The following is a 21,412-nucleotide window of genomic DNA, read 5'->3' as shown; positions in this document are numbered from 1 at the left end:
AGCAGCCCTAATGAGCGACGAGCTCGGAAAATCAAAATCAGCCGGAAAGCGGGGCAAGGAGCCCTCACAACCGCTTGTCTTTCACGCCAAGTCGGGCCTGGCGGCTTATGATGCTGCGGCGTTTTACGGTGCGCCACCTGTTCATGGTCCGGCGATACGCTCGGAGCTAGGCTTTGGGGCGATGTTCCAAGCTCGCATGCGTCGCGTGCCCGAAGTGGAGGCGAACAGTGGAGGCGATCTTGTGCTGCTTATGGTCTCCTCTGCGCAACACGAAATCGAGGTCTGGATGGACGGACGCCATAGGGGCTGTGTCGGCTTTCGTCGGGGTGATCTGGTGTTGGTGCCGCCCGGAATGGCCAGCCGCTGGTGCGCGAAGGATGGCCAGGCGAGCGTGGTCCACTTGCACGTGACAGCCGAGCGTCTAGCGCAGACCTTGGCGGATGAGCCAAGTTGCACGGCGCTGAACCTGGTGCCGGGACTTGCCTTCCGCGACCCGGTGCTACAGCGTCTGATGACGGCCGCTGCCCGCCTCGATGAGACGGATGCGCTGTCGAGCCTGCAGGTGGCAGCAATCGGCGCATCGGCTCTTCTTCAGGTTCTGCGTCACCCACCACCAGGGTTAGGTCTTGTTTGACGTATCGGTTTTCGGGCGGGCATGTCGAATCCTTGCCGCCGAGATTCGCCGGTGCCTTTCCAAGGCGATAGAGCTGCTTGTAGGGTCCTGACATCACGGAAAGACGGAGCGGACCCTATGCCTCCATTTACCCCTTCCGACACTGCATTTCTGCTCATCGACCATCAGGTCGGCACGATGCAACTGATCAAGAACATCGACAGCGCCCACGCCGGCCGCATGGCCGTGGCGCTGGCTAAGGCCGCCAAGATCATGGGCGTTCCGGTCGTCATGACCTCGAGTCAGGAGGACCGCATCCAGGGCCCGCTGATGCCCGAACTGGAACAGGTCCTGCCCGAGGCCTTCGCCAGCCGCGTCAAGCGCGCAGGCGTGGTGAACGCCTGGACAGACCCGGCGTTCAGGAACGCGGTGCAGGCCACTGGTCGCAGAAACCTGGTGATGGCAGGCGTCACGACCGATGTCTGCCTGGTCTTCCCCGCCATCGACGCTGTGCAGGAAGGCTTCCGGGTGCAGGCGGTGATGGACGCTTCAGGGTCGCCGTTCGAGCTGTCGGAAGATATGGCACGCCGACGGATGGAGGCTTCGGGAGTTATCCTGACAGCAACCAACACGTTGGTGGCCGAGATGGCGCAGAACTGGTCCACCGCAAACGGATCACAGCTGATCCAGCTCCTTTTCACGGATGTGCTGCCGCCGGTGACTCCGTCCGTCGTCGCCAAGGGCGCCGCCATCTGACGCGAGGACCGGCGAGACCCAGTTTTTGCACACTGCGCCAGGGCCGACTGGCACTACCGCCGGGGCCAATACCTTCGCGACGGAGACAGGGCATGGCACTGGACGATTCCCTCGGCAGGACGGATCCGGGCACAGGATTTTTCTGGTCGGATCGGGACGAAGGGCGCCTTTTCGTGCGCACTCAAGGGCCACGAGAGGCGCCGGCGGTCCTGTTCCTGCACGGCAGGCCGCAGACGGGCCGAGCCTGGACCAGCGTAGCCGCACGGCTTGACGGGCGCGCCTACTGTCTGATGCCCGACCTACGCGGCTTCGGCGACAGCGCGCGTCCTGTTTCGGGCTACATGATGGATACGCTCGCGGAGGACCTTTTAATCCTTCTCGACACCGCTGGGGTCGAGCGCACGGTGGTAGTGGCCCATGACCTAGGCGGTCCTGCAGCCTGGGCACTCGCCCACACCGCGCCCGACCGCATCGCCGCAGTTGCCTTCTTCGAGACGCCGTTCCCCGGTGCGCCTCTATCCGACGCAGACCAACTCCTGTTGCGCTTCCCGCACCTTCTGTTCCACGCCAATGTGGACCTGGCGACCTGGCTGATCACCGGCCGCGAGGAGCGTTACCTCGACCATTTCATCCGCCAATTTGCGGGCAACCCTGATACAGCAACGGTCGGGCTGCCGATCTGGGCGGCCGGGCTCGCCCAGCCAGGCGGCCTACGGTCCAGCCTCGAGCACTACCGCGTTTGGCCTGAGAATGCCCGGCTCGGGGCCGAACTGGCCGCATCGCCGCTAACCTGCCCGGTGATTGCCTGGGGTGGTGACCATTCCATGGGCGACTACGTACTAACCGCGGCGCGCGCTATCGCGACAAACGTGCGGGGTGGAACGCTGGCCGACACCGGCCACTGGATCCCCGAGGAACGCCCCGCCGCCATCGTCAATGCCGTGCATGACATCATCTCCCATATCTGACCGAAAGGACCGGCCATGCCCAACACAGCCAAGATCCCGCCCGTCCCCCTGATCACCCATCTAGCTGACCGACCTGCCTATTGGGTGGTCGGCGACCGCTATACCACTCTTCTCAGTGCCGAAGAGACCGACGGTGCCTTTAGCCTCTTCGAATTCATCGTACCCGCCGGCCGAGGCTCGCCGCCGCACATCCACCACGGCGAGCACGAAACATTCGTGGTCCTCTCGGGCGAAATGGAGTTCACAGTGGCGGGCCAAGCCAACCGGATAGGTCCGGGAGGTTTGGTGTTTGGCGCCCGCAGCGTGGCGCACAGCTTCCGCAACGTCGGGCAGACCGAGGCGCGCATGATTGTCGTCTGCACGCCCGGAGGGCTCGAGCGCTTCTTCGCTGCGGCGGGCGTCAAGGCGGCGGACCGAACCTCGACTCCGCCCGCACCTACGGAAGCCGACAAGGCACGAATGCTGGCGATCGCGCTCGACCACCAGGTCGAGCTTCTGCCCCCACCCGGCCACTAGCCCCCGAGCCGCCGCTCCGGTACTGACAAGGTGATGGGCTTGAGTTGGGCAGCTCGAGGAATTCTGGCGCAAACCTTGGCTTTTTTGACTGATGTCTGCTGGAGATCCAATCGTCTCAGGGGTCGGTACTCCGCTCCCTCGACACCTTCGACCAGATCGGTCACTTGGGCGTCATCGATAGGTTGCACTTGATGTCAGCTTCACGTTGCGAGCTTGCCGACAGGCCGTCGCCCATGTCCTTGCCGGGGATGGCGTCAGGGACATTCTCGGCAAGCAGCCTGCACGCGTTGAGGCGCTGATCGGTTCAGCTCCTAGATCCCGTGGTCAACACGATGTGTTGCCATTACTTTCCACCTCAAAACCTGGAGACTTGAATTGGCTAAGATCCTGATCCTCTATCACTCGGCCTTCGGCCATATGGAACAGATGGCGCAGGCAGCGTCGGAAGGTGTCGCTGCAGTCGGCGGTGAAGCCGTCGTCAAGCGGGTGCCGGAGCTGGTCCCGGACGACATCGCGCGCAAGTCCGGCTACAAGCTGGATCAGGCTGCACCGATCGCGACGGTCGCCGAACTGGCAGACTATGACGGCATCATTCTCGGCATCCCGACCCGCTATGGCCGCATGTCCTCCCAGATGGCCAACTTCTGGGATCAGGCTGGCGGCGTCTGGGCCCGTGGACAGCTCGTCGGCAAGGTCGGCAGCGTGATGGCGTCGTCGGCAACGCAGCACGGTGGACAGGAGACAACCCTCTTCTCCGGCATCACCAACCTGCTGCATTTCGGCATGGTGATCGTCGGCCTACCCTATTCCTATGCGGGCCAGATGACGCTCGACGAGATCACCGGCGGCGCCCCCTATGGCGCAACCACGATTGCAGGTGGCCAGGGCCAGCGCCTGCCGTCCCAGAACGAGCTGGATGCGGCCCGGTTCCAGGGGCGCCTCGTGGCCGAGACCGCAGCGCGCCTGATCGCAGGCTGACCGCTCTCGCCCACAGGTGGACCGGCCACTCAAGCCCGGGCACCAGAGCGGCGGAGAACAGCTCGAGAGCGTGATCGCTCTGAATGCCAACTGGATGGATGGTCGTGCACCGCCGGTCCCACGCCGGCTGCACGGCCAGACATAACATCCCGCATGGTGCTCTGCGTCGGCATGGGCGAGAAGCTTGAGAATGATGCCACCAACTGACGTGGCCGCGTAGGACCCAAGCAGCTCGCCCTCCGGCAAACCCCAGGGCGGTTCAAGGGCTTTGAATAGCCGTGCCTCGTGACGGCGATCTACTGTTTGGTGCGCTCATCGCCGATGATCGCCCAATCCTCTGACCAGCCTAACTGGAGGGCTTCGCCTGGTGCGAACGCCAGACGCAAAAATTGCACCGCAGCCCCGTCATCTGCAATTGCGTCTGAGGATCCTCACGCCATTCCAACGCAAATGCCGCCACACGAATTTACGCCCCCTCATAGCCGGGGCTGACAAGATCATAGTGTCGCTGTTTCATCGTCCGCTTCTGCTTGCGGCTCTTCTTTCACAAAGTCTTCAGCCAGGCCGATAACTGATCTGCAAATGGATCAAGCTGGCTCGGCCTCTCCGGCACGATGACCTTCGGCTCAACGCCACCTGTTCGCAGCCATTTGGGAGATGCACAAGGCGCGGATCCTGGTAACGGGGGCAACAGGAAAGACGGGCGGCGCTGTGGTGAAGCAACTGCTGGACGAGGGGGGCCCGTCCGCGCGATTGCGCACCGCCAGGACCGCCGGGCGGAGGCACTTGCCAGCATCGGCGCCGAGGTTGCCGTCGCCTCCGCCCATGATCCCGAGGCGCTGGCCGCCGCGCTGAAGGGGGTGCATCGCGCCTACTATGTGCCGATCTTCGCGCCCCACGCGACGCAGGCGGCAGCGGCCTTCGCGGCGGCGGCAGAGGGATCGTCGCTAGAAGCAGTCGTGCAACTCAGCCGGTGGCTGTCGCACCCCGCGCATCCATCGATCCTGACGCGGGAAACTTGGCTGATTGACCGTATTTTTGCGCGTCTGCCGGGCGTGGCACACGTGATCCTGAACCCGGGCATGTTCGCTGACAACTTCCTGCGCACGATCGACATGTCGACGCTTCTGGGCCTCTATCCAGTGCTTACCGGCGACAGCCGCTCGGCCCCGACGCTTGCGTTGTTCGTCGCCATTTGGTTCGGAGCCTCGTCAGGACCCGCGTCATGGTGGCGAACCTGCGTGGCCCTAGTTCTGTTTATGGCAGCCGGCGTGATGGGTTTTCCCGCTCTGCGCGCTTTCCGGCAGGCGGGTACGACGATTGATCCGGTCAGCTCCCATTCCGCGTCCGGCAAATCTACGCGACCCATGACCGCTCCCGAAAATGCAGTCTTGAATGAGACGCTCGCCTCTTTGGGGAACCCTTTTGTCAACACACCTTAGCCATCTGTCCCGCGCTGCTGGGCCAGGGCCATGGCGAAAACACCGTTGCCGACGCTCCAGTCGGAGTAGTCGTTCTCGTGCAAGTAAATGAAGACATCCTTGGGCGATACCGCCGCGCTCCCCGCGAGGTTCCGCGTTATGGCAGCGTAGAGATCCCGCTTCATGGCGTCACTTCTGCCACGGCGCATTGTGATTTCCACGACGATCAGCCTGTCGGACCGGGCAATGCCGTTGAAGCCCCGGTCGTAGAAGAACTCGTCGTCACTGTATTGGGTGACGAGGTTGAAAAGTTCGTCCTTTGGCATGCCGATGCTCTCAACAAGCGCATCATGAATCCCCTGCACGATCTGCTGCTTGTGCAGTGTATCTGTGCCTTTCGGGATGGCTGTTCTGACAAATGGCATGGCTCACCTCGTCCTGTTGGTTCGCTCCTTTTTTCACCTATCCTGCGCCCAGTCCATTGACATTCCAGCCCGCTTATTGTGACTCTGGCTCACATGAAAAGCAGAAAGATGCTGCCTGTTGCGGCGCTCCGGGCATTCGAGGCTGCCGCCCGACATGGCCAAATCTCACGTGCTGCCGACGAGTTGGGCGTGACGCATGGTGCAGTCAGCCGCCAAGTCAGCCATCTCGAGGATTTCATTGGCGCGCCTTTGTTCGAGGGCGCGCGCAACCGCCCGAGGCTTACCGCAGAAGGCCGGGTCTTCGGCTTTGCCCTGACTGCGGCTTTCGATCAAATCGAGGATGCGCTGCGTATCATCGGGCGGGGAGATGGCAGCATCCTGGATGTGGCCTGCCTCAGCACTTTTGCAATGCGCTGGCTTATTCCGCGCCTGCATGACTTTGCGGCTCGGCACCCCCGCTATGATGTTCGCCTTGCAACCGATGACCGGCAGTCGCAGGTTCACGTCGATGCCCGTATTCTGGTCTTGCCGCCTGATGCCGAACTGCCAAAGACCTGCACGCGGCTATTTGCGGAGAAACTGGCGCTGGTCGTCACACCCTCGCTCGCATCGGGCTCCGAGACGGACGTACTCGCCCTGCCTCGGCTGGAGACGCGGACACGCCCTGATGTCTGGCGCGAATGGGCCTCCCTGACCGGCAAAGGCGTCGGGAATGCATCCGCCACGACCCGGATCTTCGATCATTATCACATGACGATCGAGGCGGTTCTCAACAACCTTGGTGTCGCAATCGCCCCCTGGCATCTGGTGGCGGGGGATGTCGCCGGCGGCCGGCTGGTCGCGCCGTTTGGTGCGGCTGACAGCAACTACGTCTATGCGGTGGAAGTCGCCCGACCGGGAGCGCCCAAAACAAGGGATTTCGTCAATTGGCTGAAGGAGGCCACGCAAGACCTTCGCGAATGACCGAATTGGGCTCGAAACCGACCTTCGCCCCATCTGCAACATAGCAAAAGACGATGCCCACCCCATCGATCCTGACCCCGAGGCCGTCGACGCACTGCTCGATGTCTGGCCGGTCTTGGGGGCGTTTCAGCTGACCTAGGTCTCCAAGGGTCGGCTGCTGGCGGTGGATTGGTTGGTCTGAGCTGCCGGACTGGTTGTGGGCTCGCAGCGGCGTCCTGAGCGGGGCCGGGTCAGGCGTCCTGTTCGTCTTGGTCCAATCCCAGGTCATCGAGGCTCTGCTTCAGCCGCGGGACTGCGAAGTCGACGAAGGCGCGCAGCTTGGGTGCAAGCAGGCGGCTCTGCGGAAAGACCAGATGCACCGGAACCGACGGCGGCGTCAGGTCCTCGAGCACTGGAACCAGACGGCCCTGGCGGATCTGCTCGGCGACCATGTAGGACAAGGCGATCGTGATGCCGTCACCGGCTTCGGCGGCCGCGATGGCGGTGACCGCATCGTTGATCTCGAACCGCGGCATGAACGACACGCTCTTGCCGCTGCGCCCGTCGAGGAACCGCCATTCACGGTTGGGCATCAGGCCCGTGAACGCGATGACGGAATGCTGTGCCAGATCACCCGGGGCAACCGGCACGCCGTGACGTGCAAGATAGTCAGGACTGGCCACAAGCATCCGGCGTACCGACCCGAGCTTGCGCGCAACCATGGTCGAATCCGGCAAGGACCCGACGCGGATTGCGGCGTCGATCCCCTCCTCGATGAGGTTGGTGACCCGGTCCAGCAGCAGCACCGACAGCGTGACATCGGGAAATTCAGTCAGGAACGCGCGGGCAACCGGGGCCAGCAACGCCCGCCCCAAAGTGACCGACGCCGTGATGGTGAGATGGCCACGGGCGGCCGTGGTTGCGCCCAAGGCCTCGCGTTCGGCAGCGGCGAGATCGTCCAGAACACGGCGGGCGCTTTCGAGAAAGCGCGAGCCGACATCGGTGATGGCCAGGCGCCGCGTGGTGCGCTGGAACAGCCGCGCGCCAAGCCGGTCCTCGAGCGCCGAGATCGCCCGGGTGACCGCTGGCGGCGACATGCGCAAGCGCTGACCTGCCTTCGCAAAACTGCCCGCATCGTTGACGGCGATGAACACCTCAAGTTCGTGGAAGCGGTCCATTCATTTCTCCCAATGGAATAATCAATTCCATATGTCGCGTATTCTTCCAGATCAAACACCAGACCATACTCGGGATCAAGGCTCTCGCCCCGCCGTCAGCGGAGTGAGACCAGCATTTTGCAACCCCGAAAGGACATCCGATGGTCAACCTGTCTCGCCGCAGCTTCGGCGCCGCCCTTGCCGCTCTTCCCCTGTCAGCTGCCCTTGCCACGCACGCCACCGCAAGGTCTGCAGGTCCGTTGCCGCGCCTGCCCGTGGTGGCCCGTTATCAGATCGGGCACTTCGAGGTGACGGTCATCTCCGACGGCTACATCGACTTTCCCTATGAGCTGTTCACCGGAGCTGGCCCGGCCGATGTCAAAGCCGCTGGCGACGCCGTGTTTGCCGCCGGCAAGAATGGCATCCGCGCCAGCTTTTCGACCTATCTGATCAACGACGGCGAGCGCTACATCCTCGTGGACAGCGGGCCGGCCGGAACGGTCAGCCCCACGTCCGGCTATCTGCCGGGCACGCTGGAAGCCCTGGGCGTGCCAGCGAGCAGCATTGATGCCGTCATCCTGAGCCATGCGCATGTCGATCACATCGCGGGCATGGTTGCCGGCGGGCGCAACACCTATCCCAACGCAGAGGTCTTTATCGATCGCCGCGATGTGGCGACCTTTACCGACCCCGGCATTCTGGCCCGCGCACCGCAGATCACGCATTCCAGCTTCGCCGCCACGGAACGTCTCGTCTCGCTGTATCCGCGGCTGCAACAGATCGACGGTAACCGGGAGATTTCGCGCGGCGTCTCCGTGTTCGACCTGTCGGGCCACACGCCCGGACAGATTGGCGTGAAGATCGAGGATGGCGACCAGAGCCTGTTGCTGGTCGCGGACATGCTGTTCCATCCGGCAGCGCACCCGGCAATCCCCGGCTTCGGGATCGTGTTCGAGATGGACAAGGCTGCGGCCGATGCCACCCGCACCCGGTTCTTTGCCGAAGCTGCCGAGCAGAAGGCTCTGATCGCGGCGACCCACATGCCGTTCCCCGGCGTCGGGCGGATCATCAACGAAGGTGGCGTCCCCCGCTGGCTGCCAGCCGACTGGTCCTACCTCTGACCCAGAGTTGCCCTCGCCATATAGGCCCGAACGACGTTGCCACTTCAGGCGCTCCCAAAAGGGGGCGCCGCTTCACCAGGAGAAATTTTCATGTCCCGCCCACCCTTGCCGCCCTTTACAGCCGAAACCGCCGCGCAGAAGGCCCGATTGGCCGAAGATGCCTGGAACAGCCGCGATCCCGCGCGCGTGGCGCTGGCCTATACCACCGACAGCCTGTGGCGAAACCGGGCCGAGTTTCCCCGTGGCCGGACGGAAATCGAGGCGTTTCTGACGCGCAAATGGGCGAATGAGCACGAGTATCGCCTGATCAAGGAGGTCTGGGCGTTTCACGCCAACCGGATCGCGGTGCGCTTTGCCTACGAATGGCGCAACGATGCCGGACAGTGGTTCCGCAGCTACGGCAATGAGAACTGGGAGTTTGATGCCGAGGGGCTGATGGCCGTGCGCCATGCCAGCATCAACGACCTCGCCATCGCCGAGACCGACCGCAAGTTCCATTGGCCGCTCGGCCGCCGCCCCGATGACCACCCGGGTCTCAGCGCGCTCGGGCTCTAGCAACACGACACGCCGAGAGGGCTTACCATGACACATCGCTTCGCCGACATTGCCTTTACGCCAACCGTCAAACAGGTGCAGCAGCGTCTGGGCAGCCGCGCGGCCTATGCCCGCAACGAGCAGGTGGCCGAGCCGTTCAACCACGTGCTGACCGGAGCTGAGGCGCAGTTTCTGACTGCGCGCGATTCCTTCTACATGGCCAGCGTTGGCGAAACAGGCTGGCCCTACATCCAGCATCGCGGCGGACCTCAAGGGTTTGTCCGTGTGCTGGGCCCGCAATTGATCGGCTTTGCCGATTTTCGCGGCAATCGCCAGTACATCACGGTCGGAAACCTCACGACTGATGACCGGGTGTCGCTGTTCTTCATGGACTATCCGAGCCGGACAAGACTGAAGCTGTTCGGCCGGGCGCAGGCGGTTGACCCCGAGGATACGGAGACGCTGGGCATGCTCGCCGTGCCCGGATACCGCGCGACGGTGGAACGCGGCCTGATGATCACGGTCGAAGGCTTCGACTGGAATTGTCCGCAGCACATCACCGAACGCTACACGCTGGATGAGGTTCGGCGCATGACCGCGCCCCTGCTGACGCGGATCGCCGACCTCGAAGCACAACTCCTGAAAAAGGAAGGAACACAAAATGGTTGAGCCCCATTCAAACCTGTCCCTCTATGCCGAATGCCTTGCCGCAATGGCGGCGTCCGGCGATGCCTATCCTTGCGAAATGTTTGCGCCCGTTCATCAGGGCGAGCGCAACCAGGGGCATGAGCGCGAGGCAATTGCTGACAATGATCAACGCTCGCGTGCCCTGCGCCATCGTCTCGACAGGATCTGACCAATGACCCAGTCCTTCCCTATCCGCCTGCACCGCTTCCGGCTGTCCGGCCACAGCCACCGGGTCGAGTTGATGCTGTCCTTGCTGCGGCTCCCGGTCGAGATCATCGATGTGCCACCCGGCGGCCAGAAGTCCGAGGCCTTTCTGGCGATGAACCGCTTCGGGCAGGTGCCGGTGATCGAGGATGACGGCTATGTGCTGGCGGATGCCAACGCGATCCTGGTCTATCTGGCCACGCGGTATGACCCAAGCCGCCGGTGGTATCCGGCCGATGCGCAAGGGGCTGCCGAGGCGCAGCGCTGGCTGTCGGTTGCCGCAGGACCGCTGTTCTCCGGCCCGGCCGTGGCGCGTCTGGTCGGGCTGTTTGACGCCAAGCATGATCTGGCCCGCGCCCATGCAACGGCTGCTGCGGTCCTCAGCACGATGGACGCGCATCTTGCCGAGGCTGGCCCCTTCTTTGTGGGTCAGTCCCCGACCATCGCCGACGTTGCGCTCTATTCCTACACGGCCCACGCGCCTGAGGGACATGTCTCGCTGGCCCCTTACCCGGCGCTGCGCGCCTGGATCGAGCGGATCGAGGCGCTTGACGGCTTTGTCCCGATGGTTCGCAGCGCGCCAAAGTTTGGAGGGCCTGCGGCGTGAACACCGACACAGATGGCTCGCCCTTTCACGAGGGCGAGCGCCAGGTGCAGGGCCGCGCCGGCACGCGCGCACGCATGGCGGTCGCCGGCCCCCGGCTGATCCGGGACCACATGCCGGATCAGCATCGTGAGCTTTTTGAAAAGCTGCCGTTTGTCATCGCGGCGCTGGCTGACGCCACGGGGCAGCCCTGGGCGACACTTGTGGCCCGAGCGCCGGGCTTCATCACGACAAGCCCTCGCCACATGCAGCTCTCAGCCCTGCCAGATCCAGCCGACCCTGTGCGTGCGGCGCTGACGCCCGGCGCGCCGATCGGGCTCCTTGGGATCGAACTTTCGACCCGCCGCCGCAACCGGATGAATGGCAAGGTCGGCGAAGCGGGGCCGATGGGCTTTTCCATCGATGTCGTGCAAAGCTTCGGCAATTGCCCCAAGTACATCCAGACCCGGCAGCATGAGCAGCTCGCGGGCCTCGATCCCGTTTCACGCCTCACCGAAAGCGCCAGCCTGAGCATGCAGGCCCGCAAGCTGATTGCGGAGGCGGACACGTTCTTCATCGCGACGACAAGTGGCCTCAGCCAGGCAGACTGGGCGGGAGGCATCGACGTGTCGCATCGCGGCGGTGAACCCGGCTTTGTCCAGATGCAGGATGGGCCCGGTGGCATCCGGCTGCGGGTGCCGGACTTTGCCGGAAACGGGTTCTTCAACACGCTTGGAAACCTTGCGCTCGATGCCCGCACGGGCCTGCTGTTTGTTGACTTCGCCCATGGCCACCTTTTGCAGCTGGCCGCGAGGGGCAGCGTAACCTGGAACGATGCAGAGACCGCAGCCGCGTCGGGCGCTGACCGGGTGCTGGAGCTGGACGTCACTGGCGGACAATGGCTGCAAAACGCGGCCGGCCTGCGCTGGTCTTGATGGGCCATCGGCCCGACCAAGCCGCCCAACGGCGGACCGCTGACGCTTCACGCCTTGAAATTGCTAAACGCTGCAAGGGCTTCCCATACACACAACGACCTGCGCCTTGCCTGTGGCTTCGCTGAACTGGGGCCACAGGCAAGGCGCAGGTCGTTTGCTTTTGGGGGATCTCTGTCAGGAACGAGGGACTGACCGGGACTGCGTGGCGCGTTGACGCGAGCCCCGTCCGGCGCTGGATACGCCCCCCCCCCCCGCGGCAACAGTTCGAAGCTGGAATGTTGCCATCTGCCAAGGGTGCATTCGGCCGATGGGAAATGAGGGCTGCGCCAGCCACAAGCGCGGACAGCTGCAGAAAAAAGAACTCCCCGGGCAAGGTGGTTGCCCGGGGAGTTGATGATCGAGATCAGAGGCCTGACCTGCGGCTTGTACCAAGGCGCCGAGATGCTGACGCATCACGCCTTGAAAAGACTCGATCGCCGCACGGCCTTGAACAACTCTCGATGGGTCAAGCTCACCGAGAGTAGGTCTTACTCCAGCGAAGCAGGGGTCTTGTTGCTGATGTTCGGCCAGTTGGCATTGGCCTTGGCCAGCGTGCCGGCCGGATCCTTGTCCCACAAGGCAACCGCATCCTTGGAGACAAAGACGTAGAGCTTGCCTTCGTACATGCGGAAGATGGCCGGGTCGCCGTCAAGCTTCTTGCCCAGAGCCGCACCGGTGGCGCAGAAGCCGCCGAAAGCCGGCTCGAAGGTGGCCGATGCTGCAAGGAACTTGTCACGCGACGCGCCGGAGGCGAAGTGGTAAGTCGCCCCGCCGACCTTCGCGGTATAGTCGGGCGAACCGGCGACCGGCGCAGCGCCGGTCGCATAGGTGGTGGCATCAACGCCGCGCAGGATCACGCCTTTTGCGTCCACGTTGATTGCCGCCGGGGAGTTCAAGTCATAGGCGAGGGCCGGCAGGGCCGATCCCATCAGCGCGGCAAAGGCCACCGCTGCGGCGAGGCGGCGTGCGGTATTCGAAAAGCTGGTCGTCATGTCGGATGTCCTTCTGGCTTGTTCGGGGCGATGAGGTCAGGCTGCGAGCGGCTTGGCCTGCGGAAAGTCGATGGCCGTTTCTGCGACGTTGTTGACGTAGTTGGTCAGGGTGTTCAGAGCGACGTGAAGCACGATCTCGACGATCTGGGCGTCGCTGAAACCAGCGGCGCGGACGGCCGCAACATCGGCGGCTGCAACCTGACCACGGGCAGAGGTCACAGCAACGGCAAACCGGACGGCTGCGTCAGCCATCGGATCCGTCGACCCACCGCGACGGTTGGCAAGGATCTCGGCCTCATCGAGCTTGGCAAGGTTCGCGCCGATGTAGCTGTGTGCGGACAGGCAGTAGTTGCAGCCGTTGATCTCAGCGACCGCGAGAGCGATCCGCTCGCGGGTCTTGGCGTCGATGGCGCCCTTGGCCAGCGCGCCGTTCAGGCCGAGATAGCCCTCAAGCGCGGCAGGCGAATTGCCAACGACGCGAAAGAGGTTTGGCACAAGCCCGAACTGCTTTTTCACGGCTTCCAGCATCGGCTGGGAAGCGGCAGGCGAGGCTTCAATCGTAGCGGGGGTAACAATGCGGGACATTTGCGTTCTCCGTTCCAAGTCGGCTCAGGGACACTCCCGAACCGCTGCAGAGAACCTAATAATTTCCCTCAGAAAGCATAATACTGTCATTTTGTAAGATACAATTCCGAGAATCGGAATAAACTCTGGGGCGTGGAGCACGGTTTGAGCGCGATGCAGCCACCGAGCCGGGAGCGCTCCATGGTTCGGTCCCGTTTCGGACGCAAGAGATCAAGGCGTGTTAGGCCAACTCCCGGCTGTCGACGACGGGCTCCATCCCCGGCAACAACGCGGGTGCCGGCGCGACCCGACCCGCCAGCTGCCCGGTGGAAAGGAGCCGTCCAGCCTCAAGCGATCTTCGTGATGGCGCCCTCATTTGACAGAACGAACCGGTGTAGCCCGTCACGCCTTAGGCAAAGTGTGACAGAGGTCCGCAGGCTCTGATGGCGCCTGTGATGAAACCGGAGGCCAAGGGGGGCCGATCATCGTCAAAGAAAGGAGCCGAGGATCACGCGGGGATCACGCGCAGTTTGATCGGCACGATCATCTGTGTACTGCCGACCGGGGCGGCATGCCCTAGAGAAAGTAAAGACGAACAGTTCAGGCCGGCGGGACTTCGCATCGCGCGAACCGCCTCTCCGGCGCCTCGGGACGAGGCCTTGTCCTGATCTGCAACGCGCCTGAAAGGAACTCGTGATGTCCCAGAACAGACTGCCTGCCACCCTCCCGAATGCCTCGTTTGCAACGCTTGGCCTGATGTTCATCTCTGGCTTCTTCGCCACCAATGCCTTCGACTTGTGGGGCCAGGTGGTGAGCCCCGGTCTTGGCTTTGCCAATCTCTCACCGCATGGGCTCGCCAAGAGCCTGCTGGAAAGCCTTGGTCTTCCAAGCAACGACTTCGCCGGATACTTCGTGCATTTCTATCTCGTCGGCCTGATCGGCTATCCGATTGGCTGGATGTTCATCTTTGCTCCGATCTGGCAGCGGGTGATCGGACAGACGTCGTGGATCCTGCCCGCTGCCGTCTATGGCTTTGGTCTCTGGGTTTTTGCGATTGGCGGCATCACGGCGATTGCGGGCCTGCCGCTGTTCCTCGGCTTCACGGGCATCACCTGGGTCGCGCTTGTGGGGCATGTGCTTTACGGGGTCGTCATGGTCGCGGTCCTTGCCCTGATTGAGCGGCGTGGACTGGCATGACCCCGCAGTCGTGTCAGCGGCTTGATCGTGCAGTGAAATGAGACATGCCCCGCCCGCGAGTTCCAGCCAGACTGGCCTCGCGGGCGGGGCTCGTCATTTTTGGCAGGGCCATGCGGACGGCGGTTGGCACGTTTTGCCCCGGCCTTGAGGAAACTGGCGGGGCTAGCCAGCACAAAAGGAGCGCCGGCCTTCGGGACGCGAGGACCGGCGCATGAGAAGAAACAGTTCTCCGGAGGTCACACGGCAACTGGTCGGATGAATGGCCCGGCTGCTCAGTGGCTGTTCACCTTGTGTGACTGAGACACGCCGATGCCTGACACACGGCGCCAAGGTTCCGACTTGTACCAGGCGACTAGGTAAGCCACCGCCACCAGGGTGGCGATGCCACCCAGATTCATCACCAGATCCACCAGCAGTCCTGAACCGCCCGCCGCATCGCGGGCGATGCCGGCGGCCTGCGCAACCGCGAGACTGGCCAGGAACACCGCCAGCGACTGCTGACCGACTTTCTGAACAACGGCAACGGCCCGTCCAACCCAACCGCCGGCAAGCAGATAGCGGCCGCCCTCGCCGACTGCGACCCAGGCGAGATAGGCAAGCGCCAGAAAATGGACATAGCGCAAGAGCCCAAAGCCGGTCTTCATCCAGAGCGGTTCCAGCGCCATCCGCAGCTGCAGCAGGGCCGGCACGGTTTCGTAGATGCGATACCAGGCAAGCGGAACACTGACGAGCACGATGGCAAGCGCCAGCAGAACCAGATCACGCCGGACCGGAGGCGCAGGGAGCCAACCGCGCATCAGGGCGAAGCCGGTGAAGAACAGCAGCTGCCAGGCAAAAGGATTGAAGAACCAGGACCGATCGGACCAGGGTTCCGCCGGCAGGTCGAGCCAGCCGAATTCAGCCGCAAGCCACGTGGCCACCATCGCTGAAAAGACGGCAGCCCGTCCGACCCTGGCCAGCGCCATCACCACCGGCATCATCGCCAGGATCACGACATACATCGGCAGGATGTCGAAGTAATTGGGCACATAGGTCAGGGTGAAAAGCCCCGGAAGCGCCTGCTGCGTTCGCTCGAACAGAAGCCAGAGATTGAGAGCTCCAACGACGTCAAAGGAGAGATCAAACCAGGTCTTCAGCACGCCGCTTGTCTGCAATGCGACCAGCGCCGAAGCGATGAGCAGAAACTGGCAGATATGGGCGAAATAGACCTGCCAGATCCTCTGGCTTACCCGCGCGGTTCCGATAAGCCAGCCGGCCTGGTCGAAGCTGCGGCCAAAGGCAATGGCCGAGGCCATGCCGGAGCAGAAGACGAACATCTCGGTCGCATCGGAAAAGCCGAAGCGGGCCGGGATCCAGAGCGTCCATGTGTTGTCCCGCACATGGGCAATGAAGATGATGAACATGCCTATGCCGCGAAAGAAGTCCAGACGCGGATCACGCGGCGCTTTGGGCAGACGCGGCACGGGCCTTTGCATGTTCATAGGAGCTTCTTTCAGACTGTCACCCGGTGACGCCACGCGCGGCGAGGCATCGATCATCAATTGCCCCAGACCGCCCGCTGTGGTTCGGCACGAAGCCGGGGGTTCTGCATGAGGGCCGTCCGCCGGGCCATGCGCGTCACCTGTTCGAGACGTTCGGCCGAGAAGCGATCCGTCGCCCCCCGCAGCGCAATGCGCTCGCGCAACAGCTGTTCGGCCTCCTCCGGCATTCCGGCACGCATGGTCGCGTCGATGGCGATCCGTTCGAAGACATCCCGCTGGGCATGGCTGCCACCGATGTCCCGCAGGTTGCGCCTGCCCTCGGTGAAATGCCGATACGCGGAAAAGAAATTGCCAAGGCGGTAGGACTCCAGTCCCAGAGCGACCTGCACCCCGGCAGCCCCGGCAATCCGGCCCATGTCGGTCGGCTCCTCGGCATGGGCGGACATGGAGGCGAGCATCTGGTCTGACGCCCTGCGGCGATCCGCCCCGACCAGCGACAGCATGTAATGCAGGTCGGCGAAGACATTGCAGTGGTCGTTGACCCGGGCTTCGGAGAGGCTGGCAAGTTCCTCCCAGCGGCCGCCAACGTGAACACCCTCGATTTCAAGGCGGACCAGCAGTGAGGCAGCGTTGGAAATGTCGCGGTAGTCATCCGTGCGTTCGGCGCGGATCTCCTGATCGTAGAGGGCGAGAACCCGGTCGACGTTGCCCTGGTCGAGATACATCAGGGCCAGATGCCACCAGACATGGAAGCGGAAATTGTTGCAATGGGCGAAGGCTGCGGTGTTGGTCTCGAGCCAGATGCGGCCCTCGTCGGAGCGTCCGTTCATATCAAGCACATGCGCCACAGCATGCAGGCCCCAGGCGTCATCCGGCGCGTGTTGCAAGGCATCGCGGCCGAGCTTCTCGGCTTCAGCGTAGTCGCCGGTTTCCTCAAGGGCAAAAGACTGGCAGCCCAGCATGTAACCATAGGCCGGATGACCGCTGTCATAAGCGCCGCTCACCGTTGCGAGTGACCGGCGCATGCCGACGCTGTCGCCAAGGACAAAGCGGATGGCATGCACGAGTTTCATCAGCAGCGCATCGCGGGGATAGCTCGCCAGCATCAGGTCAAGCCGGCTGGCCGCGCGCGATGGCCGGCCGTCAAGCCAGTCACGCAGGGCATCAATAACCGCCCTCTCCCGCTCCGTGGCGCCGACACGCTGCTGGCCCGCCGAGGCCCGGCACCAGTCGTCCTCTGCCGTGCAAACAAGCTCCCTCCGGCCGAGCAGCATGCAGAACAGCCCATGCGCTGCATGCGCCAGGGCAAAGTCCGGAGCCAACTCGACTGTTCTGGCGAGATGAACGGGGGTCTTGCTGGAATGGGCAAGGAACGCGCGAACCGTCTCGGTCCAGTGACCGAGCGCAGCTTCATCACTAAGGGATAACGGGTAACCGAAACTGTCGATGAGTGGCATGGCACGGGATCTCGTTGCTGGCGGCACGGGCGAACGGGAACGCTCCGGCAAGCCAAAGTGTCCGAAGCCAGCCAATGACGTGCAACACACAAAGTCTTGTCATGCATGTGTAGTCCGCGAACTCTGCCGCAGCGGTATCATCGGACTAGAGCAATCAGGCGATGGCCTGCAACGACGACTGCCCTTGAGGCAGGGAAATGGCCCACGGCCTTGTAAAACGCAGGAACAGGATCGGTCATGACCGAAGGCCACAAGCATGTCGAGGCCGGCTCCACCAAGCACGACCGGCGCGTCGTTCCGGCAACGGGTGGGAACCCGGTCCACACGGCGCGCATCCTCGTGCCGCTTGCCTTTGCGGTGATCACGACTTTTGTGATCGCCGTGACCGCAGGCAACTTCGGCGGAGTTCGTCTCGCCGGCGCAGCATTGATCGGTGCCGGAGCGGGGTTTGCGCTGTATCACGCCAGCTTCGGCTTCACCTCCGGCTGGCGCCGGTTCATCGTGGACCGGCGGGCCGACGGGCTGCGTGCACAGGCCTTGATGATCGCGCTTACCGTCACCTGCACCGTGCCGCTTATTGGCTGGGGCCAGTCCATCGGGATCGCTGCCGGTGGTTTCGTCTTCCCGTTTGGCCTCGGATCAGCCCTGGGAGCCGCCCTTTTCGGCATCGGAATGCAGCTTGCTGGCGGCTGCGGGTCGGGGACGCTGTTTGCGGCGGGTGGTGGCTCGACGCGGATGCTCATCACCTTGTTCGCGTTCGTCGCCGGCTCCGTCGCGGCGACTGCCCATTGGTCATTCTGGCAAGGCCTACCGTCGCTTCCCCCGCTGTCGCTTGTCGTGGAATTCGGTGTCGGCCCGACGCTTGCCTTGACCCTGCTGGCAGGGGGCGCCCTGATCGCCCTCGCAAATCGGGCCGAACAGCGCCGCCATGGCCATCTGCAACCCGATCGTCAGGCCGGCTCGATCCTGTCCGGTCCCTGGTCTGGCCGCCAAGGGGCCGTGGCCCTCGCCGCAGTTGGCGTAGCAACGCTGCTTGTTCTTGGACGGCCCTGGGGCATCACCTCGGCCTTCGCGCTGTGGGGCGCAAAAATTCTCGCCGCTGGCGGCGTCGATGTCGCCGCATGGGACTACTGGAGCGGGCAGAGACAGGCGCTCGATGCGCCAGTTCTGACCGATGGCACGTCTGTCATGGATTTCGGCATCATGCTGGGTGCCATGGCCGCAGCAGCTCTGGCAGGCCGGTTCCACCCGGCCTGGCGGTTGTCGATACAAGACATCGCAACGGCCCTCGCCGGCGGCCTGCTGATGGGATACGGCGCACGCCTCTCCTATGGCTGCAACATCGGGGCCTATGTCGGCGGCATCATTTCCGGCTCGCTGCATGGCTGGCTGTGGCTCGGCTTTGCCTTCGCCGGCAGCTTAACCGGCGTTGCCCTGCGGCGCCGCTTGGGCGTGACGTGATCCAATCCCTCCCCCAACCTACTTGCCGCAGTCCGGCTGCCTGGAGAAATGACGTGACCCGATCCCGCTCCACTCGTTACCTGCCGCTGATCCTGCTTGTGATGGCTTGGACAGCCAGCTTCTCCGCCGTCTCCAGTCCGGCCCTTTCAGCCGGCATTTCCGAGCGGCCTGGCTGGCGGGTGATCGAGACGCGGCACAGCTTTCCGGAGCTTGTCGAGAAACTAGACCAGTCGATCAAGGCGTCCGGCATGAACCTTGTCACACAGGCAAGTGCCTCCGACGGCGCAGCGGCACAAGGGATCAAGATCCCGGGCAACAAGGTCTTCGGTGTCTACCGGAACGACTATGCCCGCCGCATGCTGTCCGCGAGCACTGCGGCGGGCATCGAAGCACCGATCCGCTTCTATGTGAGCGAGCAGGAGGACGGGACTGCGATCCTGTCCTGGAAAACCCCAAGCTTTGTCTTTTCGCCCTATCTTGAAGAAGGGGGAGCCGCGCTCGAAATCCTTGGCCGCGAGCTGGACGGTGTGTTCGAGACGATCGGCAAGGCAGCAGCGGAGTAAGCTCCGCCGCTGTTCGGGTTGAGGTCAGAACTTGCCGTCATAGGCGCGCCGGCCAATGCGGCAGGCCAGCAGCGTAAAGCCTGTTCGCGCCAAAGCGGCCTGCGCCTCTGCCGCGAGCGTCTCCGCATCGTCGATCCAGACACCATGACCGCCCATCGCGCGGGCAACGGCCGGGAAATCAGTCCCGCCGAAATCGACGCCGACGTTGGCACGTTGATTTGCCCGTTGCTTGAGCTCGATCAGCGCAAGGCTTTCGTCCACCAGGACGCACACCAGCACCGGCAGTCCCAGATCACGCAGGGTTGCCAGTTCGCCAAGCCCCATCTCCAGCCCGGCGTCTCCGGTGAACACGACGACGGGGCGCGAGGGGTCGGCAAGCGCATGACCAATACCCAGCGGCAGCGCGCAGGCCATGGTGCACAAGGCGGAGGACTGCAGCATCCCTCGCGACAATCCGGTGCGCCACATCTGGGACACAAGGATGCGATGTGCGCCGCTGTCAGCCGTTGCGACCGTGGTATCGGGCAGCACCTTGCGGAGCGTGGCGAATACGGTGGCCGGACCAAAACCGGTTTCGGTCACGGCGAACAGGGCATCCAGTTGCCGCCGCACTGCGGCCGGCTCACGGCCCGGCCAGGTTGTTCCTGGCTCAAGTCCTGCCGCAAGATCAGCGAGGACGGGCGCAACACCGCCACCCAGGAGATGGCGGACCGCATGCATGCCGTGGTTGCGCGGAACCGAAGCGATCTCGATGACGGGGGCATCGGCAGCCCAGGGGTTGCGCCAGTTGATCCGCATTTCGATCGGGTCATAGCCGAGCAGAAGGATGCAGTCCGACTGGCGCACCAGCGGCAAAAGCAATGCATCGGCGCGCGGCGACAGACCGGCACCGCCGAGTGACAGGGGATCCGTTTCGTCCAGGAGGCCCTTGGCCTTGTAGCTTGTCACCAGAGGCACGCCGAAGGTGCGGCAGAAGTCAGTGATTGCCGCGCCCGCATCTTCATTGACGGCATCAACGCCTGCAATCGCGAGCGGCCTGCTGGCGGCAGAAAACAGCTGCCGAGCCGCATCAAGTTCCGGACCCAACGCGCGCATCTGGGAGGGGCGCAGCCGGGGGGCTGGCCCGGTGACCGGCTCGCCGGCCGCACCCTCCGCTACGGAAATCGGTACATCGATATGCACGGGACCCGGTTGCCCCTCCAGTGCGATACGGATCGCCTTGTCCATCATCACCGACAAGGCCCCTGGGGCGGCACGGAAGCTTGCCTTCACGACCGGACGCAGCAGCTGCTGGTGGTCGAAGACCTGATGCGTGTAGGTTTCTGCGTCATCCGCCGGGACGCAGCCCGTCAGGAAGATAAGTGGAACCCGGTCCTGCCAGGCATTGGCAACCACATTGATGGCGTTGGCCGCGCCGGGACCGAGCGTTGCGAGCAGAACGCCGGGCACATTTAGACCTGACCTCGCCTGCGCATGCCAAACCCCCTCGGCCATGAAGCCACCGGCATTCTCGTGCTTGACCAGATGGAAGCCGATGCCGGCCGTCTCGAGCGCCCCCATCAGGGCGAGAACCTCGCCGCCCGGAATGCCGAAGGCAAAACGGCAGCCTGCCTGATGAAGCTTGGCTGCGATCAGGTCGGCGCCCGTGGCTGGCAGATTTGGTGTCGGCATGCTTGGGCGGCTCTTTTCGGGCGGAACGAGCAGGGGATCGGCTCGTTCAAAGGAAGCCAGACTTTCGCAACAGGTCCCGAGAGTTACAAATCAAGTTGCCCGGAGATCCACTCCCTGCAATCTCACGCCGGCGTTATCGACCGCAGG

23 protein-coding genes are annotated in these 21,412 nt (G+C 63.7%); 16 read left to right on the top strand and 7 right to left on the bottom strand.

Going from position 1 to position 21,412, the window contains the following annotated elements; all coding sequences use genetic code 11:
- Positions 1–10 precede the first annotated feature (10 nt).
- From OVA12_RS14720 to OVA12_RS14695, 6 genes are all read left to right on the top strand, one after another.
- Positions 11–634, top strand: a complete 624-nt coding sequence (locus OVA12_RS14720; protein ID WP_268138578.1) for a hypothetical protein — start codon at positions 11–13, stop codon at positions 632–634.
- A gap of 117 nt (positions 635–751) precedes the next feature.
- Positions 752–1,369, top strand: a complete 618-nt coding sequence (locus tag OVA12_RS14715) for an isochorismatase family protein (protein ID WP_268138576.1) — start codon at positions 752–754, stop codon at positions 1,367–1,369.
- Positions 1,370–1,461: 92 nt separating this feature from the next.
- Complete coding sequence (locus tag OVA12_RS14710; protein WP_268138574.1) at positions 1,462–2,337, top strand: alpha/beta fold hydrolase; 876 nt, start codon at positions 1,462–1,464, stop codon at positions 2,335–2,337.
- Positions 2,338–2,352: 15 nt separating this feature from the next.
- Entirely contained in the window at positions 2,353–2,853 is a 501-nt protein-coding gene (locus OVA12_RS14705) for a cupin domain-containing protein (RefSeq protein WP_268138572.1), read from the top strand.
- A 375-nt stretch (positions 2,854–3,228) separates the two neighbouring features.
- Complete coding sequence (gene wrbA, locus OVA12_RS14700) at positions 3,229–3,831, top strand: NAD(P)H:quinone oxidoreductase (RefSeq protein ID WP_268138570.1); 603 nt, start codon at positions 3,229–3,231, stop codon at positions 3,829–3,831.
- 614 nt (positions 3,832–4,445) lie between these two features.
- Positions 4,446–5,273, top strand: coding sequence for a hypothetical protein (locus OVA12_RS14695; protein ID WP_268138568.1), 828 nt, complete (start codon positions 4,446–4,448; stop codon positions 5,271–5,273).
- Here OVA12_RS14695 and OVA12_RS14690 read toward each other — a convergent pair.
- Positions 5,270–5,677 (bottom strand): tautomerase family protein, encoded by a 408-nt coding sequence (locus OVA12_RS14690; protein ID WP_268138566.1) that lies wholly within the window; start codon positions 5,675–5,677, stop codon positions 5,270–5,272. The genes OVA12_RS14695 and OVA12_RS14690 overlap by 4 nt on opposite strands.
- A 93-nt stretch (positions 5,678–5,770) precedes the next feature.
- Between OVA12_RS14690 and OVA12_RS14685 the strand changes: the two genes are divergently transcribed.
- The gene (locus tag OVA12_RS14685; protein ID WP_326493915.1) at positions 5,771–6,640 is read left to right on the top strand and encodes a LysR substrate-binding domain-containing protein; all 870 of its coding nucleotides are present in this window, start codon (positions 5,771–5,773) and stop codon (positions 6,638–6,640) included.
- Between the two features lie 230 nt (positions 6,641–6,870).
- Here OVA12_RS14685 and OVA12_RS14680 read toward each other — a convergent pair whose 3' ends face one another.
- Complete coding sequence (locus OVA12_RS14680; RefSeq protein ID WP_268138562.1) at positions 6,871–7,797, bottom strand: LysR family transcriptional regulator; 927 nt, start codon at positions 7,795–7,797, stop codon at positions 6,871–6,873.
- Positions 7,798–7,937: 140 nt separating this feature from the next.
- On the opposite strand from OVA12_RS14680, the gene OVA12_RS14675 reads away from it, so the two are divergent.
- From OVA12_RS14675 to OVA12_RS14650, 6 genes are all read left to right on the top strand, one after another.
- Positions 7,938–8,897, top strand: coding sequence for an MBL fold metallo-hydrolase (locus OVA12_RS14675; RefSeq protein WP_268138560.1), 960 nt, complete (start codon positions 7,938–7,940; stop codon positions 8,895–8,897).
- A 90-nt stretch (positions 8,898–8,987) separates the two neighbouring features.
- A complete protein-coding gene (locus OVA12_RS14670) occupies positions 8,988–9,452 on the top strand; it encodes a nuclear transport factor 2 family protein (protein WP_268138558.1) in 465 nt (154 codons plus the stop codon).
- Between the two features lie 27 nt (positions 9,453–9,479).
- Positions 9,480–10,100: a pyridoxamine 5'-phosphate oxidase family protein gene (locus OVA12_RS14665; protein ID WP_268138556.1), complete on the top strand. Its 621-nt coding sequence runs from the start codon at positions 9,480–9,482 to the stop codon at positions 10,098–10,100.
- Positions 10,093–10,287 (top strand): hypothetical protein, encoded by a 195-nt coding sequence (locus OVA12_RS14660; protein WP_268138554.1) that lies wholly within the window; start codon positions 10,093–10,095, stop codon positions 10,285–10,287. The genes OVA12_RS14665 and OVA12_RS14660 overlap by 8 nt, the downstream gene beginning before the upstream one ends.
- A 3-nt stretch (positions 10,288–10,290) precedes the next feature.
- Positions 10,291–10,929 carry a glutathione S-transferase family protein gene (locus OVA12_RS14655; RefSeq protein ID WP_268138552.1) on the top strand — a complete coding sequence of 213 codons (639 nt, stop codon included), beginning with the start codon at positions 10,291–10,293 and terminating at the stop codon, positions 10,927–10,929.
- Positions 10,926–11,840: a pyridoxamine 5'-phosphate oxidase family protein gene (locus tag OVA12_RS14650; protein WP_268138550.1), complete on the top strand. Its 915-nt coding sequence runs from the start codon at positions 10,926–10,928 to the stop codon at positions 11,838–11,840. Before OVA12_RS14655 ends, OVA12_RS14650 begins: the two co-directional genes overlap by 4 nt.
- 527 nt (positions 11,841–12,367) lie before the next feature.
- Here OVA12_RS14650 and OVA12_RS14645 read toward each other — a convergent pair.
- Positions 12,368–12,871: a YHS domain-containing (seleno)protein gene (locus OVA12_RS14645; RefSeq protein ID WP_268138548.1), complete on the bottom strand. Its 504-nt coding sequence runs from the start codon at positions 12,869–12,871 to the stop codon at positions 12,368–12,370.
- 36 nt (positions 12,872–12,907) lie between these two features.
- A complete protein-coding gene (locus OVA12_RS14640) occupies positions 12,908–13,456 on the bottom strand; it encodes a carboxymuconolactone decarboxylase family protein (protein ID WP_268138546.1) in 549 nt (182 codons plus the stop codon).
- Between the two features lie 675 nt (positions 13,457–14,131).
- Between OVA12_RS14640 and OVA12_RS14635 the strand changes: the two genes are divergently transcribed.
- Positions 14,132–14,632 (top strand): hypothetical protein, encoded by a 501-nt coding sequence (locus OVA12_RS14635; protein ID WP_268138544.1) that lies wholly within the window; start codon positions 14,132–14,134, stop codon positions 14,630–14,632.
- A 272-nt stretch (positions 14,633–14,904) separates the two neighbouring features.
- Here OVA12_RS14635 and OVA12_RS14630 read toward each other — a convergent pair whose 3' ends face one another.
- Positions 14,905–16,113, bottom strand: coding sequence for an OpgC family protein (locus OVA12_RS14630; protein WP_268138542.1), 1,209 nt, complete (start codon positions 16,111–16,113; stop codon positions 14,905–14,907).
- A gap of 56 nt (positions 16,114–16,169) precedes the next feature.
- Positions 16,170–17,570, bottom strand: coding sequence for a tetratricopeptide repeat protein (locus OVA12_RS14625; protein WP_268138540.1), 1,401 nt, complete (start codon positions 17,568–17,570; stop codon positions 16,170–16,172).
- Positions 17,571–17,807: 237 nt separating this feature from the next.
- On the opposite strand from OVA12_RS14625, the gene OVA12_RS14620 reads away from it, so the two are divergent.
- Positions 17,808–19,031, top strand: a complete 1,224-nt coding sequence (locus tag OVA12_RS14620; protein WP_268138538.1) for a YeeE/YedE family protein — start codon at positions 17,808–17,810, stop codon at positions 19,029–19,031.
- Between the two features lie 53 nt (positions 19,032–19,084).
- Positions 19,085–19,594 (top strand): DUF302 domain-containing protein, encoded by a 510-nt coding sequence (locus tag OVA12_RS14615; protein ID WP_268138536.1) that lies wholly within the window; start codon positions 19,085–19,087, stop codon positions 19,592–19,594.
- 24 nt (positions 19,595–19,618) lie between these two features.
- Here OVA12_RS14615 and OVA12_RS14610 read toward each other — a convergent pair whose 3' ends face one another.
- The gene (locus OVA12_RS14610) at positions 19,619–21,265 is read right to left on the bottom strand and encodes a thiamine pyrophosphate-binding protein (RefSeq protein ID WP_268138535.1); all 1,647 of its coding nucleotides are present in this window, start codon (positions 21,263–21,265) and stop codon (positions 19,619–19,621) included.
- Between the last annotated feature and the right edge of the window lie 147 nt (positions 21,266–21,412).

Origin of the sequence: Pannonibacter sp. SL95 (assembly GCF_026672425.1) — a bacterium.
In the GTDB taxonomy this organism is placed as follows: Bacteria; Pseudomonadota; Alphaproteobacteria; order Rhizobiales; family Stappiaceae; genus Pannonibacter.
This window is presented reverse-complemented; position numbering and strand designations above follow the sequence as displayed.

What these genes read in the sequence shown, in the direction of transcription:
- OVA12_RS14720 (WP_268138578.1), top strand. Translation starts at nt 11, where the DNA reads ATGAGCGACGAGCTCGGAAAATCAAAATCAGCCGGAAAGCGGGGCAAG.
- OVA12_RS14715 (WP_268138576.1), top strand. Translation starts at nt 752, where the DNA reads ATGCCTCCATTTACCCCTTCCGACACTGCATTTCTGCTCATCGACCAT.
- OVA12_RS14710 (WP_268138574.1), top strand. Translation starts at nt 1,462, where the DNA reads ATGGCACTGGACGATTCCCTCGGCAGGACGGATCCGGGCACAGGATTT.
- OVA12_RS14705 (WP_268138572.1), top strand. Translation starts at nt 2,353, where the DNA reads ATGCCCAACACAGCCAAGATCCCGCCCGTCCCCCTGATCACCCATCTA.
- OVA12_RS14695 (WP_268138568.1), top strand. Translation starts at nt 4,446, where the DNA reads ATGACCTTCGGCTCAACGCCACCTGTTCGCAGCCATTTGGGAGATGCA.
- OVA12_RS14690 (WP_268138566.1), bottom strand. Translation starts at nt 5,677, where the DNA reads ATGCCATTTGTCAGAACAGCCATCCCGAAAGGCACAGATACACTGCAC.
- OVA12_RS14685 (WP_326493915.1), top strand. Translation starts at nt 5,771, where the DNA reads ATGAAAAGCAGAAAGATGCTGCCTGTTGCGGCGCTCCGGGCATTCGAG.
- OVA12_RS14680 (WP_268138562.1), bottom strand. Translation starts at nt 7,797, where the DNA reads ATGGACCGCTTCCACGAACTTGAGGTGTTCATCGCCGTCAACGATGCG.
- OVA12_RS14675 (WP_268138560.1), top strand. Translation starts at nt 7,938, where the DNA reads ATGGTCAACCTGTCTCGCCGCAGCTTCGGCGCCGCCCTTGCCGCTCTT.
- OVA12_RS14670 (WP_268138558.1), top strand. Translation starts at nt 8,988, where the DNA reads ATGTCCCGCCCACCCTTGCCGCCCTTTACAGCCGAAACCGCCGCGCAG.
- OVA12_RS14665 (WP_268138556.1), top strand. Translation starts at nt 9,480, where the DNA reads ATGACACATCGCTTCGCCGACATTGCCTTTACGCCAACCGTCAAACAG.
- OVA12_RS14660 (WP_268138554.1), top strand. Translation starts at nt 10,093, where the DNA reads ATGGTTGAGCCCCATTCAAACCTGTCCCTCTATGCCGAATGCCTTGCC.
- OVA12_RS14655 (WP_268138552.1), top strand. Translation starts at nt 10,291, where the DNA reads ATGACCCAGTCCTTCCCTATCCGCCTGCACCGCTTCCGGCTGTCCGGC.
- OVA12_RS14645 (WP_268138548.1), bottom strand. Translation starts at nt 12,871, where the DNA reads ATGACGACCAGCTTTTCGAATACCGCACGCCGCCTCGCCGCAGCGGTG.
- OVA12_RS14640 (WP_268138546.1), bottom strand. Translation starts at nt 13,456, where the DNA reads ATGTCCCGCATTGTTACCCCCGCTACGATTGAAGCCTCGCCTGCCGCT.
- OVA12_RS14635 (WP_268138544.1), top strand. Translation starts at nt 14,132, where the DNA reads ATGTCCCAGAACAGACTGCCTGCCACCCTCCCGAATGCCTCGTTTGCA.
- OVA12_RS14630 (WP_268138542.1), bottom strand. Translation starts at nt 16,113, where the DNA reads ATGAACATGCAAAGGCCCGTGCCGCGTCTGCCCAAAGCGCCGCGTGAT.
- OVA12_RS14625 (WP_268138540.1), bottom strand. Translation starts at nt 17,570, where the DNA reads ATGCCACTCATCGACAGTTTCGGTTACCCGTTATCCCTTAGTGATGAA.
- OVA12_RS14620 (WP_268138538.1), top strand. Translation starts at nt 17,808, where the DNA reads ATGACCGAAGGCCACAAGCATGTCGAGGCCGGCTCCACCAAGCACGAC.
- OVA12_RS14610 (WP_268138535.1), bottom strand. Translation starts at nt 21,265, where the DNA reads ATGCCGACACCAAATCTGCCAGCCACGGGCGCCGACCTGATCGCAGCC.